Raw genomic sequence first — 15,805 nt, 5'->3', positions numbered from 1 at the left:
GTCCGTACTCAGCCGCAGGCTCGCGCGGCGCTTCGCCCCTTCTCCCGGCACCATCATTGCAAAGGCGTCGCCCGAGCGGGCGGGCCCGCGTACCCCGCCGCCGGCCGATGTCGTTCGGCCCGATCCAGGAGTTCCGTACCGATGCAGTCTGATATCGCTCGCCGCGGCGCCGCCGCGGCGCTGGGCCTGACCCTCGTCCTCGCTCCGATGAGCGTCGGGGCGCAGGAGCTGACCGGCACCCTCAAGAAGGTGAAGGACGCCAACGCCATCGTCATCGGCTACCGCGACGCCTCCGTGCCGTTCTCGTATCTCGGCGCCGATCAGAAGCCGATCGGCTACGCGATGGACATCTGCTACAAGATCGCCGACGCGGTGAAGGCCAAGCTCAACCTCCCGAACCTCGAGGTGAAGCTCAACCCGGTCACCTCCGCCACCCGCATCCCGCTGATGGCGAACGGCACGATCGATCTCGAGTGCGGCTCGACCACCAACAACGCCGAGCGCGAGAAGCAGGTGTGGTTCACCAACTCGCACTTCCTGACCGCGACCCGCTACGTCTCGAAGAAGTCGGCCAACCTGCACACGATCGAGGACCTGAAGGGCAAGACCGTCGTGTCGACCTCGGGCACCACGAACATCAAGCAGATCAACGAGGCCAACACGGAGCGCAAGCTCGGCCTGACGATCCTGCCGGCCAAGGACCACGCCGAGGCGTTCCTGATGGTCGAGACCGGCCGCGCCGCCGCCTTCGTGATGGATGACGTGCTGCTCGCCTCGCTCGCCGCCTCGTCGAAGGACCCCTCCGCCTACGAGATCTCCACCGAGGCCCTGTCGAAGCCCGAGCCCTACGGCATCATGCTCCGCAAGGACGACACGGAGTTCAAGAAGGTCGCGGACGACGCCACCGCCAAGCTCTACACGAGCCCCGAGGGCAAGGCCCTCTACGACAAGTGGTTCACCCAGCCGATCCCGCCGCGCAACATCAACCTCAACCTGCCGATGAGCGCGGAGATGAAGAAGCAGTTCACGACCCCGATCTCGAGCCCCGATCCGGCGGCCTACTGAGACCCGTTCGGTCCGGTTTCATGCCATGATGCGCACCGCGGGCTCCGGCCCGCGGTGCGTCTCTGTAAGTTCACAGTAGAAGCGGCGCGATGAACTACAACTGGAACTGGCGGATCTTCTTCGACGCCTCGCCGGAGGGCAACGGCACGTATCTCGACATGCTGCTCTCGGGGCTCATGTGGACGATCACGACCGCGCTCTGCTCCTGGGTGATCGCCTTCTTCCTGGGCTCCCTGGTCGGCGTGCTGCGCACCCTGCCGTCGAAGCCCGCGAACGCGATCGGCACGGCCTATGTCGAGCTGTTCCGCAACGTGCCGCTGCTGGTCCAGATGTTCCTCTGGTACTTCGTGCTGCCCGAAGTGGTCCCGACCCGGATCGGCGACGCGATCAAGCAATTGCCGGACGCGCCGTTCTACACGGCGGTGGTCTGCCTCGGCTTCTTCACCGCGTCGCGCGTGGCCGAGCAGGTCCGCGCCGGCATCCAGTCGCTGCCGCGGGGCCAGCGCATGGCCGGCACCGCCATGGGCTTCACCACCTATCAGACCTACCGCTACGTGCTGCTGCCCAACGCCTACCGGATCATCCTGCCGCCGATGACCTCGGAATTCCTCAACAATCTCAAGAACACGTCGGTGGCGCTGACCATCGGTCTGCTGGAGCTGACCGCCCGGGCCCGCTCGATGCAGGAATTCTCGTTCCAGGTGTTCGAGGCCTTCACGGCCGCGACGATCCTCTACGTGATCATCAACCTCGTGGTCGTCACGGCGGCGACCTTCCTGGAGAAGGCGGTCGCCATCCCCGGCCAGCGCTGAGGGCCGCCCGCTTCCGCTCCGCCACCCCGCCCGACGGCCACCGGTAACAGGCCCCGATGCTCTCGAATTTCGACTTCTCCGTCATCGTCTCGTCCCTGCCCTACCTGTTCGGTCAGGGCATGGTCTTCACCGTGACGCTCACCGCCATGGCCGCCGTGGGCGGCGTCATCATCGGCACGCTGCTGGCGATGGCGCGCCTGTCGGGCATTCCCGGCCTGTGGCACCTCGCCAAGGCCTACGTCGAGCTCTGCCGCTCGCTGCCGCTGGTTCTGGTGATCTTCTGGTTCTACTTCCTGGTGCCGTATATCGGCGCCTATCTGACCGGATCCTCGACGCCGATCCAGGTCGGCGCCTTCCCGTCGGCCCTGATCACCTTCATGGCCTTCGAGGCGGCCTACTTCTCGGAGATCATGCGCGCCGGCATCCAGTCGATCCCGAAGGGTCAGACGGCGGCCGCCCAGGCCCTCGGGATGAACTACTGGCAGACCATGGGCAACGTGATCCTGCCCCAGGCCTTCCGCAACATGCTGCCACTGCTGCTGACCCAGACCATCATCCTGTTCCAGGACACGTCGCTGGTCTACGTGCTCTCGCTCACCGACTTCATGGGCGCCGCCTCGAAGGTCGCCCAGCGCGACGGCCGTCTCGTCGAGATGTATGTCTTCGCCGCCGTGGTCTATTTTGCGATCTGCTTCTCGGCCTCGTACCTCGTGCGCCGCCTGCAGCGCCGCGTGGCCATCATCCGCTGACCGACACTGGAGACCGTGTCATGACCTCGTCCCCGATGCCGGCCCCCACCGCCGCCGAACCCGTCGCCGATGCCAGCCACGCGCCGAAGGATGCCGGCCTGCAGCCGGGCAGCCTGATCTCCGGCGCCCAGGCGGTGGCCCCCGGCGAGACGATGATCGCCATCGACAACATCAGCAAATGGTACGGCGACTTCCAGGTGCTGACGAACTGCAGCACCCAGGTCGCCAAGGGCGAGGTCGTGGTCGTCTGCGGTCCCTCGGGCTCGGGCAAGTCGACCCTGATCAAGTGCGTCAACGCCCTGGAGCCCTTCCAGAAGGGCCAGATCACGGTGGCCGGCACGAAGGTCGCCGACAAGGCCACCAATTTGCCGAAGCTCCGCTCGCGGGTCGGCATGGTGTTCCAGCACTTCGAGCTGTTCCCGCACCTGTCGATCACCGAGAACCTCACCATCGCCCAGCGCAAGGTGCTGGGCCGCAGCGGCGAGGACGCGAAGAAGCGCGGCCTCGACCTGCTCGCCCGCGTCGGCCTGGGCGCCCACGCGAACAAGTTCCCGGGGCAGCTCTCGGGCGGTCAGCAGCAGCGCGTGGCCATCGCCCGGGCGCTCGCCATGAACCCGGTGGTGATGCTGTTCGACGAGCCGACCTCGGCGCTGGACCCCGAGATGGTCGGCGAGGTGCTCGACGTGATGGTGGAGCTCGCCAAGGAGGGCATGACCATGATGGTCGTGACCCACGAGATGGGCTTCGCCCGCAAGGTCGCCGACCGGGTGATCTTCATGGATCGCGGCGAGATCGTCGAGGACGCCCGGAAGGACGAGTTCTTCGGCAGCCCCCGCTCCGAGCGCGCGCAGACCTTCCTGTCGAAGATCCTGCAGCACTGACGGCGGGCCGTCAGCACTGACGGCGGGCCGTCAGCACTGACGGCGAGCCGTCAGGCCAGCGCCTCCTGCGCGGCCCGGTATTCCCGGCCGTGCCGGCAGTAGCCCTCGACGATGCGGATCATCATGGCCCGCTTCTCGGCGTCGAGGGGCCCCAGGATGCGGGCGGGGCGGCCGCCCCAGAGGTAGCCGGCCTCCAGGATCTGCCCGGGATCGGTGGTGGCCCCGGCCGCCAGCATGACGTCGTCGGCGATGAGGGTGCCGGCCGCGATCGTCGCGCCGATGCCGATCAGCGCCCGCGCCCCGATCCGGCAATCGGCGATCCGGACATTGTGGGCGATGGTCGTGTCCCGCCCGATCACCACCCCGTCCGCCCGGGTGCGGATCACCGTGTTGTCCTGGATGTTGGTGTCCGCGCCGACCACGATCGGTCCGACTTCCGCGTTGAGGTCGCAGCAGAACAGCACGCTCGCGCCGGCGCCGAGGCTCACCCGTCCGCGCAGGCGGGCGGTGCGCGCCACGAAGACGCTGTCCTCGACCTCCAGCGCCTCCCCGGCCGGGAGCGCGGGCCCGTCGCCCATCCGCTCGCGCAACCGCTCGGCCCGCTCGGCGACCTCGTCGGATCCGATCGCGCGGCTGGGGCGGGCCGGGCTGCCCGCGTAGGCGAAGCCGCCGGGCAGCGTCGCCCGGGGGAAGACCGTCGCGCCGGCCTCGAGGACCGCGCCGTCGCCGACCTCGGCGCCGTCGAGGATCACCACGTCGTCCTCGACGACGACGTCGGAGCCGAGCGTGCAGGCGTGGACCACGCTGTTGCGCCCGACCGTGACCCGGTCGCCGCACCGGGTGCCGTGCGTCGCGGTGGCGATGTGCACCGTCGAGCGGTGGCCGAGCCAGAAGCGGTCGCCGAGGGTGACGGTCTGGCCGTCCGCGCGAATCACCGCCTCGTCGCCGATCCAGGCCTGCGCGCCGATCCGGGCGGCGCCGATCACCGTGCTGCCGCGGCCGCACCAGACGGGGCGACTGGCGAAGTCCGGCTGCTCGCCTTCGTAGGGCAGGATCAGGTCGGGGGTCACGCGGGTATCCTTCTCCAGCGCCGTCCGGAGCGCGCGGGGACATCCGGACGATGGCGGGCCGCGCGCCGGGCCGGCAGGGCGCGACGGACCGTGTCATATAGAGGCGGGACCGGGTGTGACAGGGACGGGGCTGGTCCGCGAAGCCGGGGACTCCTATGGATCGGGCCATGAGCGCCCCCGTCCCGAGCGTCGGCATCCAGGCCGAGCCCTTCGACACCGCGGCCGAGATCGCCGGCCTGAGCGCCGCGCTGGGCGGCCGGGCCGGCGCCGTCGTGACCTTCACCGGCCTGTGCCGCGACGAGGGCGGGCGGCTGACCGCCCTCGAGCTGGAGCACTACCCCGGCATGGCCGAGGCCGAGATCCGGCGCGTCGCCGACGAGGCGATGGCGCGCTGGCCGCTCCAGGCCCTGCGGGTGATCCACCGGCACGGCCTGGTCCGTCCGGGCGACGGCATCGTGCTGGTGGTCACCGCCGCCAGCCACCGGGTCGCGGCGTTCGAGGCCGCGGACTTCCTGATGGACTACCTCAAGACCCGCGCCCCGTTCTGGAAGCGGGAGCACCTCGCCGACGGCACGACCGGCGGCTGGGTCGAGGCGGCGGCCCACGACGAGGCCGCGGCCGGCCGCTGGGCCTGATGGCCGTGCCCGGGGTCGCGCTCAGGCTGCCCCAGGGCGCTCGACGATCGGCGCGATGATCGGGGCCGCGCCCGCGGCACCGACGCGCGAGTCCGGGACGGACCACGCCGCCGGGCCGATGGCCGGTGTCGATGGGCCGGCCCGGGCCGAGGGGCGGACCCTGTCGGTCGCCGTCCGTGCCGACGGTGCGGCTCCCGGCGGCCGGAGCCTGCGGTCCGGCGACTTGCGCGGACGACGCGCGGACGACGCGCGGACGCGCATCCCCACCCCGGATTGCACAGAAGCCGGCCGCCGGACTTGACCCCTGAGAGCCCACGGCGTTCGTGAGCCCGCGGTTTAGGAGCGACGATGTCGGACAGCAGCCTTCAGGAACTGGACGGCCCCGTCGGGCCCTGGCGCGGGGCCGCACCGCTGGCGGCCTCGGGGATCGCCGTGGTGTGCTTCGTGGTGGCGCTGGCCCTGGCCTGGATGTCGGCCGGCACGCTCCTCTTGATCTTCGCCGGGGTGCTCCTCGGCGTGTTCCTCGACGGCCTGACCCGCGGGCTCGGCCGCGTCCTGCCCCTCCGGCGAGGATTGCGGCTGTCCATCGCCAGCCTCGCGGTCGCCGCCGCGGTGATCGGCTTCGGGAGCTACGGCGGCGCCACCATCGTCCAGCAGGGCCGCGACCTCGGGACGACGATCAAGGATCAGGCCGGAACCGTCACGGGCTGGCTGTCGGAGCGGGGCATCGACGTGCCGAGCCTCGCGCCGCAGGGCGGTGGCAAGGACGGCTCGACGGATGCGGGCCAGAGAGAGGGGGGGCTCGGCGGCCTCGCCAACGGCCTGCTGAAGGGCGGCAGCTCGATGGTGTCGGATGCCGGCAGCGTCCTGGGGCCGGCCGCGGCGGTGATCCTGGGCCTGTTCGACGCCCTCGGCAACGTGCTGGTGATCGCCTTCCTGGGGCTCGCCTTCGCGGCCGACCCGAAGGCCTACCGGGACGGGGTCGTCCGGTTCGTGCCGCCGGCGAAGCGCTGGCGGGCCAGCCAGGTCCTCGACGGGGCCGGCGAGACCCTCCGCCACTGGCTGTTCGGCCAGCTGATTATCATGGCGGTGATCTTCCTGTGCACCTGGGCCGGCCTCGCCTTCCTGGGTATCGGCGGCGCGCTGATCCTCGGCCTGCAGGCTGGCCTGCTCGCCTTCGTGCCCACGGTCGGGCCGCTGGTGGCGGGCCTCGTCATCGTCCTGGCCGCCCTGGCCTCGGGCACGAAGGCGGTGATCGGCGCGATCGGCGTCTATCTCGCGGTCCAGTGCCTGGAGAGCTACGGCCTGACGCCGTTCATCCAGAAGCGGGCGCTCGACATCCCGCCGGCCACGATCTTCGCCGGCCAGCTGATCCTGGGCGTGATCTTCGGGCTCTGGGGCATCGCCCTCGCCCTGCCGCTGATGGCGGTGATCAAGGTCCTGCTGGAGCAGCTCTACGTGGAGGACACGCTCCACGAGCAGCCGAGCAGCTGAGCGCCCCGGGCGCCCGCGCCGTCGACGGGCGCGGGCGGCCGGTCAGCCGCGCAGCGCGGCCTCGATCATCCGGGCGACCGCCAGGGCCCGGCCGTCGTCGCCGAAGCGGCCGATCACCTGGACGCCCACCGGCAGGCGGTGGCCGGGCACCGGCACGTTCACGCAGGGCACGCCCATCAGCGTCCACAGCTGGTTGAAGCGCGGGTCGCCCGTCGAGGCCAGGGTCGCGGGCGCCGGGCCCGGCGCCGAGAAGGTCAGGATCGCGTCGTAATCGGCGAAGAGGCCCTTCAGCACCCGGCGGGCGTGATGGCCGTGGCGGCGCCCGTCATCGTACTGGGCCGGGCTGATCGTCGCCCCGTCATCGAGATGGGCGCGGGTGCGCGGCGGCAGCGCGTCGACCTGCGTGTCGTACTCCCAGGCCAGCGCCAGCCGACCCTCGTAGTTCTGGATGAGGCGGTGGCGTTCCCAGGCCTGCGCCAGCTCGGTCGGCAGGGCGAGGTCGCTCACCCGCGCCCCGGACCGCTCGGCCGCCTGCCGGGCGCGGGTGAGCGCCGCCTCGGCCTCCGGCTCGGGGGTGCCGGCGAAATCCTGCCGCACCACGGCGATGCGCGGCGCCGAGCCCCCCTCCGCCCGCTCGATCTCCGGCCGCCCGGTGACGAGCGCGAGGGCGTGGGCGACGTCCGCGACCCCGGCGGCGAACAGCCCGACCGTGTCGAGGGCCCACGAGTAGGTCTTCACGCCGACCGTGGGGATCAGCCGGAACGACGGCTTCACCGCCGCGCAGCCGCAGAAGCTCGCTGGCCGGATCACCGAGCCTGCCGTCTGCGTGCCCAGGGCCAGCGGCAGCATCCCGGCGCCGACGGCGGCGGCCGAGCCCGCCGAGGAGCCCCCCGGCGTGTGGCCGGGATCGTGCGGGTTGACCGTCTCGGTCGGATCGCTGCTGGCGAAGGCCGTGGTGGTGGTCTTGGCGAGGGCGACGGCACCGAGCTGCTTCAGCCGGCTCACGACCGCGGCGTCGCCCCGGGGCTTCCAGCCCGCGTAGATCGGCGAGCCCATCTGGGTCGGCAGGCCCGCGCTGTCGATGATGTCCTTCACGCCGACCGCGATGCCGGCGAGCGGCCCGGTCTCGGGGATCGCCGGCGCCGCGTCGAGGGTGACCAGCGCGCGCAGGTCCGGCTCCCGCGCGGCGATCGCGGCGCGGCACAGGTCGATCGCGCCCGCGGGCGTCAGGGTGCCGGCTTCGATGCGGGCGCGGAGGTCGAGAAGCGAGAGCATAATGCATTCAGTCCGCGGTCCGCGGCGCTGTCAACCGAGACGCCACAGCCGACGGCATTCCCGAAACGCCGTTGACGAACGCTTTACGCGACCGTGCGCATCGTCCGGGTCATGTGGCGTGGCGTATCCCTGTTCTCGGCCCTTGCGCTGTTCGGTGCGGGCCTCACCGCGTGCTCGATCAATCATTTCGAGCGACGTGAACCGTGGCGCGATCAGGCGGAGCAGGTCTGCCTGGCCAAGAAGCTCGTCGAGCCCTCGGAGTACATCACGCCCATCGCGGCGATGGATGGCCCGGGGCCCTGCGGCATGCAGCAGCCCTTCCGGGTGACGCGGCTCGGCAGCGGCTCCGTCCTGCTGAAGCAGCGGATGACGCTGGGCTGCCCGGCGCTGGCCGAGGCCGAGGCGTGGCTCGCCGACACGATCCAGCCGGCCGCCAACCTCTACTTCGGCGTGCCGGTGGCCGAGATCAACGCCGGCTCCTATTCCTGCCGCGGCCGCAACAACCAGCCCGGCGCCAAGCTCTCCGAGCACGGTTTCGGGAACGCGATCGACGTCATGTCGATCAAGCTCGCCGACGGCCACGTGATCACCGTCAAGGGCGGCTGGCGCGGCACGGAGGCCGAGCAGGGCTTCCTGCGCGAGATCTTCCTGGGCGCCTGCCAGCGCTTCACCACCGTGCTGGCGCCCGGCTCGAACGTGTTCCACTACGATCACATCCACGTCGATCTCGCACGGCACGACCCGCGCGGTCTGCGCCGGATCTGCAAGCCGCTGATCAAGTTCACGCCGCAGCTCGGCACCGGGGCCGAGCGGCCGCTGAGCCGCCCGATCCCGCCGCAGCGCCAGCCCGCCGGCCCTCAGGCGCCGGTGGACGTCGAGGAGGACGATCCCTACGGCGTGTCGCCGATGTCGAAGGCCGGGAGCGCGACCCAGGTCGCCCGTGCGCCCGCCCGGCCCCTCGACCGTCCGGCCGCGGCCTCGGCCTACACCGCGGCGCCGCCCGCGCGGCCGGCGCCGCGGGTCGCCGCCGCCCACGAGGAGCCCGCGCAGGAGTATGACGAGCCGCTGCAGCTCGGCGCGCCGCCGAGCGCGGAGCCGATCTACTGAGAGGCGGGCGCGACCCGCGGGGCTCGCGCCGGGCGCCGGATCCGGCCGGGCGCCGATCCCGCGCCGCGCCCCGACCGGTGACTGTAGCGGCCGCGCCGCACAGGCCGGCAAAGCGCCGGCGCGGGACTGCCGGAGCTTGACTGGCGGCGCGGCGAAGCCATCGTTCGCGAATGCAGGATCGCACATCCGTCGAGGCACGCGCCATGCGCCCGGTTCTTCACGGCTTCGCCCTCGGGCTGGCCCTTCTCGCCCTGGCCCAGCCGGCGCTCGCCCGGTCGGCCCGGGAGGACATCGAGCCCGCCGAGGAGCGGATCTTCCCGTTCGACGCGCAGATCCCGGGCTGCCAGGACCCGTCGGTGCTGGAGCGGGTCTCGACCAACTTCGCCGAGAAGGAGGCGAAGTTCTGGAACTCGTCGATGACGATCCTGTCCTTCGACACGATCGAGCGCACCGCGTGGCGGCCCTGGGGCCTCGACACCTATCCGCGCCGGTTCTGCACCGCGACCGTGACCACCTCCGACGGGGTCCGCCGCAAGGTCGACTACTCGGTGCGCGAGAGCCTCGGGATCATCGGCGCGACCTGGGGCGTCGAGTTCTGCATCCACGGTCTCGACCGGGACCTCTCCTACGCCTACGCCACCGCCTGCCGGATGGCGCGTCCCTGACCATGCGCGGGCGCGCCGCCGGCCTCGCGGGCCTGCTCCTCGCCGGGTCGGCCGCCGCCCCGGCCGCCGCCCAGGATTACGGCGGCTTCGCCCGGCGCGGCGCGCCCGGCGACTTCGACTTCTACGTCCTCGCCCTGTCGTGGTCGCCGACCTACTGCGCGGGGCCGGGCGCCCGCCGGGACGACGTCCAGTGCGCCCCCGGGCGCGGCCTGGGCTTCGTCGTCCACGGCCTGTGGCCGCAATACGCGAGCGGGTACCCGCAGAACTGCTCGGCGGTGAACCGCGCGCCGACCCGGCAGGCGATGGAGGTTGCCGGGCAGGTCTACCCGAGCGAGGGTCTCGCCCGGTACGAGTGGCGCAAGCACGGCACCTGCTCGGGCCTCGATCCCGCCGCCTATTTCGCGGCCGCCCGCGCGGCGCGGCTCGCGGTGACGATCCCCGACGGGCTCAAGGGCGGCGCCCCGCCGCAGACCCTCGCGCCGATCGAGATCGCGCGGCAGTTCGTGGCGGCCAATCGCGGCCTGCGCCCCGACATGATGGCGGTCACCTGCACCCGCGGGCAGCTGCAGGAGGTCCGGATTTGCTTCGGCAAGGACCTGCGCGGCTTCACCCCCTGTCCCGAGGTCGCCCGCGGCAATTGCCGGGCGCCCGAGGTGGGCCTCGACGCCGCGCGCTGAGTTTTTTCCGCCTTTCGCGCACCGGCCCCTGGACCCGGCGCCCGGGATCGGCTTCAGCGCGCTGCCATGAACTATCGGCACGCCTTCCACGCCGGCAACCACGCCGACGTCCTCAAGCACCTCGTCCTGGCGCGGGTGCTCGACCACCTGCGCCTCAAGGACAAGCCGTTCCGGGCGCTGGACGCCTTCGCGGGCCTCGGCGTCTACGATCTCGAGGCCGACGAGGCGGCCCGGACCGGCGAGTGGCGGGACGGCTGGGGCCGGATGGCGGCGCCCTTCGCGCCGGAGGTGGAGGCGCTGCTGGAGCCCTACCGGGCCGCGGTGGCGGCGGTGCGCGCTCGATACGGCGCCACCGCCTATCCGGGCTCGCCGGCCGTGATCCGCGAGGCGCTCCGCCCCGGCGACAAGGGCGTGTTCGTCGAGCTGCACCCGGCGGACGCCGCGACCCTGCAGGGCCGCTACGCGCGCGATCCCCGCACGAAGGTCATGAACCTCGACGGCTGGACCGCGATCAACGCGCAGATCCCGCCGCCGGAGCGGCGCGGCCTCGTGCTGATCGACCCGCCCTACGAGGTGCCCGGCGAGATCGAGCGCCTCGGCGCCCATCTCGCCCGCGCGGTGGCGAAGTGGCCGACCGGCCTGTTCCTGGCCTGGTACCCGATCAAGGACGCCGCGGCCCTCGACCGGATGGTCCGCGACCTCGGGGCCGCCCTGCCCCGCCCCGCCCTGCGGCTCGACCTGCTGATCGACCGGCCGGACGACCCGACGCGGCTGACCGGCAGCGGCCTGATCGTCGTCAACCCGCCCTGGCGCCTCGCCGATGAGGCGATGCTGTTCCTGCCGGCGTTCGCAGAACGTCTGGCCCGGCAGGACTTCGGAGGGTTTCGCTGCGATCCGATCGGCCCGGCCGCCTGACTCGGTAGAATTGGGGCGCCGCGCGGAAGACCTCCGGGCCTGCGCGGAAGGAAAAGGCCGGGGTTCCGATACAATTGTGGCGGCAAAGTCACATTTCCGCATTGAACGTGATCAGCGATACGGAACTGCCCAAAAATTATGCAACTGCTCTATGTTTGATTTTGTGTCAATCGCACCGCGATGTCAGCTTGGCCGTCGACGAACCCGAACGAGCTGCGACACCATGCTGAAGCGATCCACCCTGGCCGGACTGGCCACCGTGCTGCTGTCCTCGACCAGCATCCTCGCGGCCGACCTGTCGGCTCCGGCGCCGGTTCCGGTCGCGCCCCCCGCCGAGCCCTGCAAGGCCACGCTCCTCGGCCCGGCCTACGGCGGCGTGATCAAGGCCAACCCGAATCCGAGCTGCTTCTCGGCCGGACCGCTCGGCGACCTCTACGTGGGCGGCGCCATCACCGGCTACGGCTACACCCAGTCGAACCCGTTCGCGTCGTTCTCGACCCCGGCGGCGCCCAACGACCGCGACCGCGCGGCCCGGTTCGACTTCTCGAACGTGCAGGGCATCATCCAGAAGCCCGAGGGCGCGTTCCAGTTCTACATCCAGGCCGGCGGCTACTCGATCCCGCAGCTCGGCTTCCCCACCCTCAGCACCTTCACCCAGACCGACCTCCTGTTCGGCCCGGTCCCGGTCGCCTACGGCAAGATCCAGATCAACGATGAATGGTCGGTCCAGGGCGGCCGGATGTTCACCATGATCGGCACCGAGCTGCTGTTCACCTACCAGAACCTGAACATCAACCGCGGCCTCCTGTTCGTGCAGGAGAACTTCATCAACCAGGGCGTGCAGGTCAACTACAGCAGCGGGCCGCTCTCGGTGTCGGTCGCCGGCACGGACGGGTTCTTCTCCAACGAGATCTCGTGGTTCACCGGCAACGTCGCCTACAAGCTCGACGACTACAACACGATCGGCGTCAACGGCGGCCTGAACCTCGGCCGGACCAACGCCCTCGACCGCAGCCCGCGCTACCAGTTCGCGACGCCGAACCTCCAGCAGAACAGCGGCATCTTCAACATCAACTACACCTACGCGAACGGCCCGTGGATCATCTCGCCGTACTTCCAGTTCACCAACGTCGAGCGTGACCTGCGCGTCGGCATCGCCAACTCGGCCTCGACCTACGGCGGGGCGCTGCTGGCGGCCTACTCCTTCACCGACAACTTCGCCCTGGCCGGCCGCGTCGAGTACACCGAGCAGACCGGCGTCCGCGGGTCGGGCGGCACCAACCTGCTGGGCTTCGGCGCCGGCAGCAACGCCTTCTCGGTGACCGTCACGCCGACCTTCACCTTCGACCGCTACTTCTTCCGGGTGGAGTACGCCCACGTCGAGCTCGGCGGGATCACCCGCGGCAACCTCGCGGAAGGCACGCTCGGCACCGGCTTCGGCCGCACCGGCAACCGCACCTCGCAGGACCGCTACATGGTCGAGACCGGCATCACCTTCTGATCGGACCGCCCGGTCCGCTTCAGGAAACGGGTCGTCCTCGAGCCCCCGGCCTCCGGTCCGGGGGCTTTCTCGTGGCCGCGCACGTCGGTGCCGGCCCGATCCCGGGCGTCAGTCCCGCCTGAGCAGGCGCCGGCCCGGCCGATGGCCCTCCTCGCCGGTGTCACGGAAGCCGAGCTTCTCCAGAAGGCCCCAGGAGGCGACGTTGGCGGGGCGGCACTCCGCCACGACGACGCGCGCCGGGAAGCGCCCCCCGAGGAGATCGAGGATCGCCGACACGGCCTCGTAGGCGTAGCCGCGCCCGCGGGCGGCGCCGCCGACCCAGTACCCGATCTCGATCGTGCCGGCGCCGCGCAGGTGCGTGCCGAAGACGCCGACGAGCGCGCGCCCGGGCGGATCGGGCGCGCCGTCCCGCGTCCAGGCGCCGAGGAAGCAGTCCCGGCCCCGGGCGCAGCTGCGAATCAGGTCCTCGGCATCTTGCAGGGTGAACGGCGTCGGCAGGAAATCCACCGCCGCGGTGATGGCCGGATCGTCGGTGAGCGCGCGGACGGCCGGCGCGTCGGCAGGCCGGAGGGCGGCGATCGCGAGGCGCGCCGTCTCGAGCGCCGGCAGGTCGGCCAGGGTGTCGCGCGCGCCGCGGATGGTAAACATGGATGCGATGTGGGGTGCCGGCCGGTTACGAAAAGGGACGATCCCGCGAGCGGGAATCATCCTCTGGGCCGCGCGAAAACCTTGCACCTACCTTCGCTCCAGGGTCGCAGACCGCCGGAACGGGAACGGTTGCTTAACCTGAATCCGTCTTCATTGGCGCATCAGGTTGCGTCAGGCAAACGGGTGCGTCGATGCGGGTGCGCGGTACGGGTCAGATGTTGCGGACGCTGTCGCGCGTCGCGCTCATCGGCATCATCGGCGGTGCGGCTGCCGCCTGTTCGTCGGACGCGTCGCGTCTGACGAACCCGTTCTCGAACCCGTTCGACTCGGAACCCTCCGCGACCGGCAGCCTGCCGGACGGGAGCCTCAAGTCCGTCCCGCCGGTCCGGACGGGCCGCATCCAGTCGGAGGCGCTCGGCGCCCCCGCCGCCGCGCGGCCGTCCGCCGCCGCGACGCCGGTTCAGACCAACGCCGCCGCCCCCGCGACCCGCGTCGCCTCGACCGGCAAGGTCGGCTGGAGCGCCGAGGGTGGCACGCAGATCACCGTGTCGCGCAACGACAGCCTGAACCAGATGTCGACCCGCTTCGGCGTGCCCGCTTCGGCGATCCTGGCCGCCAACGGCCTGAGCAACGCGAACCAGATCACGCCCGGCCGCCAGATCGTGATCCCGGTCTACAACGCCTCCGGGCTGAACCCCGCCGCGTCCCCGATGACCGCCCGGCCGGCCCGGGCCGCCGAGGAGAAGCGCGAGGACGCCAAGCAGGTCGAGAACAAGATCGCGACCAAGCGAGAGGAGGCCAAGGAAGCCGCCAAGGAGGCCGCCCAGAAGCTGGCCGAGGCGAAGGCCGCCAAGGAGGCCGCGCAGAAGGCCGCCGCCGCCGAGAAGGAGGCGGAGCGCAAGGAGGCGCTCGCCCGCGACGCCGCCGCCCGCAAGGTCGCCGACGCCAAGACCCGCAAGGACGTCGCCCTGAAGGAGGGCGAGAAGCCGAAGCACGTGCGCCCGGGACAGGTCGCCAAGGCGGACGAGAAGAAGGCCGACGAGAAGAAGGCGGATCCGAAGGCCGAGGCCAAGGCGAAGGCCGAGGCGAAGGCTCAGGAGGCCAAGGCCGAGGCGAAGGCCGCCGCGAAGGCGGAGGCCGCCCAGAAGCTGGCCGAGGCGAAGGCCGCCAAGGAAGCCGCCCAGAAGGCCGCCAAGGAGGCTGCCAAGGAGGCTGCCGCCGCCGAGAAGGTCGAGAAGGTCGCCGCCAAGGAGGCGCCGAAGGCGGCCCCGGTCGCTGCCGCGCCGGCCAAGCCCGAGCCCGCCGCCACCGGCTCCGTGGCCGAGGCGACGGAGAACTTCCGCTGGCCCGCCAAGGGCCGGGTGATCTCCGGCTACGGCACCTCCGGCAACGAGGGCATCAACATCGCCGTGCCGGAGGGTACTCCGGTCAAGGCCGCCGAGGAGGGCACGGTCGCCTATGCCGGCTCCGACGTGAAGGGCTACGGCAAGCTGGTCCTCGTGCGCCACGCCAACGGCTACGTCTCGGCCTACGCCCATAACGGCGAGATCGACGTGAAGCCCGGCGAGAAGGTCAAGCGCGGCCAGACCATCGCGAAGTCCGGCGCCTCCGGAAACGTGACCTCGCCGCAGCTGCACTTCGAGATCCGCAAGGGCGGCGCGCCCGTGGATCCGATGTCCCAGCTCGCCAGCAACTGAGACGGACCGCGCGGGGCCGAGGCCGGCCCGCGCGGCACCGAACGAGAGGCAAGATGCGGCGGCGGTCCCGGACGGGGCCGCCGTTTCGCGTCGTCCGCCGTCCGGCCGCCCCGGCTCGCGACCCGCGCCGGCTGTCCTAAGCCTTCGGCGCCTGCAGCGTCCCCTCGGGGCTGTGACGGTCGACGGTCTCGGGCAGGGCCTGCGCCAGGGTCGGGAACAGCTGGTCCATCGGAACGCCGAGCTTCTCCGCCATCTGGCGCACCTGCTCGTTGTCGAGGACCTTGCGCAGATCCTCGGCTGTGATCGGCTCGTTCGGGCCGCGGCCGAGCCAGGAATTGACCTGGCTCTCGTAGCCGGAGCGCCGGAGCTGATCGAGCAGCGCGTTCAGTCCGCCGGGCAGCACCTGCTGGATCACGCCCGGCAGTGCCTTCAGCGCGATCTGCCCCAGCGAGCCGCCGAGAGTGTTGAGCAGACTCATGTGGACCCCCGTCGAATGGTCAGTGGCGCGAGTCTAGAGCAATCTCCGCGAAGCGGGAGAGGCCGGTGGTCCGCGACGCGCCGGTGTGAACCGCAATTTAGTCGACAGCGATCGGCCTTTGGTCCGGAATGCCGGC

General features: G+C 71.4%; 15 protein-coding genes and 1 pseudogene. 12 read left to right on the top strand and 4 right to left on the bottom strand.

Annotated elements, in window-relative coordinates; genetic code table 11:
- The first annotated feature begins 141 nt into the window (after positions 1 to 141).
- From ABIC30_RS22865 to ABIC30_RS22850, 4 genes are all read left to right on the top strand, one after another.
- Positions 142 to 1,065, top strand: coding sequence for an amino acid ABC transporter substrate-binding protein (locus tag ABIC30_RS22865; RefSeq protein ID WP_056533904.1), 924 nt, complete (start codon positions 142 to 144; stop codon positions 1,063 to 1,065).
- Positions 1,066 to 1,154: 89 nt separating this feature from the next.
- Positions 1,155 to 1,877 carry an amino acid ABC transporter permease gene (locus tag ABIC30_RS22860; RefSeq protein ID WP_059409257.1) on the top strand — a complete coding sequence of 241 codons (723 nt, stop codon included), beginning with the start codon at positions 1,155 to 1,157 and terminating at the stop codon, positions 1,875 to 1,877.
- A 56-nt stretch (positions 1,878 to 1,933) separates the two neighbouring features.
- The gene (locus ABIC30_RS22855; protein ID WP_020094226.1) at positions 1,934 to 2,626 is read left to right on the top strand and encodes an amino acid ABC transporter permease; all 693 of its coding nucleotides are present in this window, start codon (positions 1,934 to 1,936) and stop codon (positions 2,624 to 2,626) included.
- Positions 2,627 to 2,778: 152 nt separating this feature from the next.
- A complete protein-coding gene (locus ABIC30_RS22850) occupies positions 2,779 to 3,507 on the top strand; it encodes an amino acid ABC transporter ATP-binding protein (protein WP_056534124.1) in 729 nt (242 codons plus the stop codon).
- Between the two features lie 50 nt (positions 3,508 to 3,557).
- Here ABIC30_RS22850 and ABIC30_RS22845 read toward each other — a convergent pair whose 3' ends face one another.
- Complete coding sequence (locus ABIC30_RS22845; protein ID WP_354456113.1) at positions 3,558 to 4,577, bottom strand: gamma carbonic anhydrase family protein; 1,020 nt, start codon at positions 4,575 to 4,577, stop codon at positions 3,558 to 3,560.
- A gap of 167 nt (positions 4,578 to 4,744) precedes the next feature.
- Between ABIC30_RS22845 and ABIC30_RS22840 the strand changes: the two genes are divergently transcribed.
- Both ABIC30_RS22840 and ABIC30_RS22835 read left to right on the top strand, forming a co-directional pair.
- Positions 4,745 to 5,212 (top strand): molybdenum cofactor biosynthesis protein MoaE, encoded by a 468-nt coding sequence (locus ABIC30_RS22840; RefSeq protein WP_020094223.1) that lies wholly within the window; start codon positions 4,745 to 4,747, stop codon positions 5,210 to 5,212.
- A 348-nt stretch (positions 5,213 to 5,560) separates the two neighbouring features.
- Positions 5,561 to 6,706, top strand: coding sequence for an AI-2E family transporter (locus ABIC30_RS22835; protein WP_020094221.1), 1,146 nt, complete (start codon positions 5,561 to 5,563; stop codon positions 6,704 to 6,706).
- Positions 6,707 to 6,748: 42 nt separating this feature from the next.
- Here the strand turns inward: ABIC30_RS22835 and ABIC30_RS22830 are convergent, their stop codons facing one another.
- Positions 6,749 to 7,981 carry an amidase gene (locus ABIC30_RS22830; protein ID WP_020094220.1) on the bottom strand — a complete coding sequence of 411 codons (1,233 nt, stop codon included), beginning with the start codon at positions 7,979 to 7,981 and terminating at the stop codon, positions 6,749 to 6,751.
- Positions 7,982 to 8,092: 111 nt separating this feature from the next.
- Here ABIC30_RS22830 and ABIC30_RS22825 point away from each other — a divergent pair, with 111 nt between their 5' ends.
- The 5 genes from ABIC30_RS22825 (at position 8,093) to ABIC30_RS22805 (ending at position 12,846) form a co-directional block, all read left to right on the top strand.
- Entirely contained in the window at positions 8,093 to 9,088 is a 996-nt protein-coding gene (locus tag ABIC30_RS22825) for an extensin-like domain-containing protein (RefSeq protein WP_354456112.1), read from the top strand.
- 203 nt (positions 9,089 to 9,291) lie between these two features.
- Complete coding sequence (locus ABIC30_RS22820) at positions 9,292 to 9,753, top strand: hypothetical protein (protein WP_020094218.1); 462 nt, start codon at positions 9,292 to 9,294, stop codon at positions 9,751 to 9,753.
- 2 nt (positions 9,754 to 9,755) lie between these two features.
- Positions 9,756 to 10,430, top strand: coding sequence for a ribonuclease T2 family protein (locus tag ABIC30_RS22815; RefSeq protein ID WP_132367473.1), 675 nt, complete (start codon positions 9,756 to 9,758; stop codon positions 10,428 to 10,430).
- A gap of 66 nt (positions 10,431 to 10,496) precedes the next feature.
- Complete coding sequence (locus ABIC30_RS22810; RefSeq protein ID WP_331327312.1) at positions 10,497 to 11,345, top strand: 23S rRNA (adenine(2030)-N(6))-methyltransferase RlmJ; 849 nt, start codon at positions 10,497 to 10,499, stop codon at positions 11,343 to 11,345.
- A gap of 223 nt (positions 11,346 to 11,568) precedes the next feature.
- Positions 11,569 to 12,846 carry a porin gene (locus ABIC30_RS22805; RefSeq protein WP_020094215.1) on the top strand — a complete coding sequence of 426 codons (1,278 nt, stop codon included), beginning with the start codon at positions 11,569 to 11,571 and terminating at the stop codon, positions 12,844 to 12,846.
- Positions 12,847 to 12,954: 108 nt separating this feature from the next.
- Here ABIC30_RS22805 and ABIC30_RS22800 read toward each other — a convergent pair whose 3' ends face one another.
- Entirely contained in the window at positions 12,955 to 13,494 is a 540-nt protein-coding gene (locus ABIC30_RS22800) for a GNAT family N-acetyltransferase (protein WP_331327313.1), read from the bottom strand.
- A gap of 191 nt (positions 13,495 to 13,685) precedes the next feature.
- Here ABIC30_RS22800 and ABIC30_RS22795 point away from each other — a divergent pair, with 191 nt between their 5' ends.
- A complete protein-coding gene (locus tag ABIC30_RS22795; RefSeq protein WP_103985593.1) occupies positions 13,686 to 15,191 on the top strand; it encodes a peptidoglycan DD-metalloendopeptidase family protein in 1,506 nt (501 codons plus the stop codon).
- Positions 15,192 to 15,327: 136 nt separating this feature from the next.
- Here ABIC30_RS22795 and ABIC30_RS22790 read toward each other — a convergent pair.
- Positions 15,328 to 15,675: pseudogene (locus ABIC30_RS22790) on the bottom strand (YidB family protein); the annotation flags it as partial.
- Positions 15,676 to 15,805: the final 130 nt, after the last annotated feature.

It is taken from the genome of Methylobacterium sp. 1030, from assembly GCF_040544715.1.
In the GTDB taxonomy this organism is placed as follows: Bacteria; Pseudomonadota; Alphaproteobacteria; order Rhizobiales; family Beijerinckiaceae; genus Methylobacterium.
Note: the sequence above shows the minus strand (reverse complement) of the source record. Positions and strands in the feature narration are given on the sequence as shown.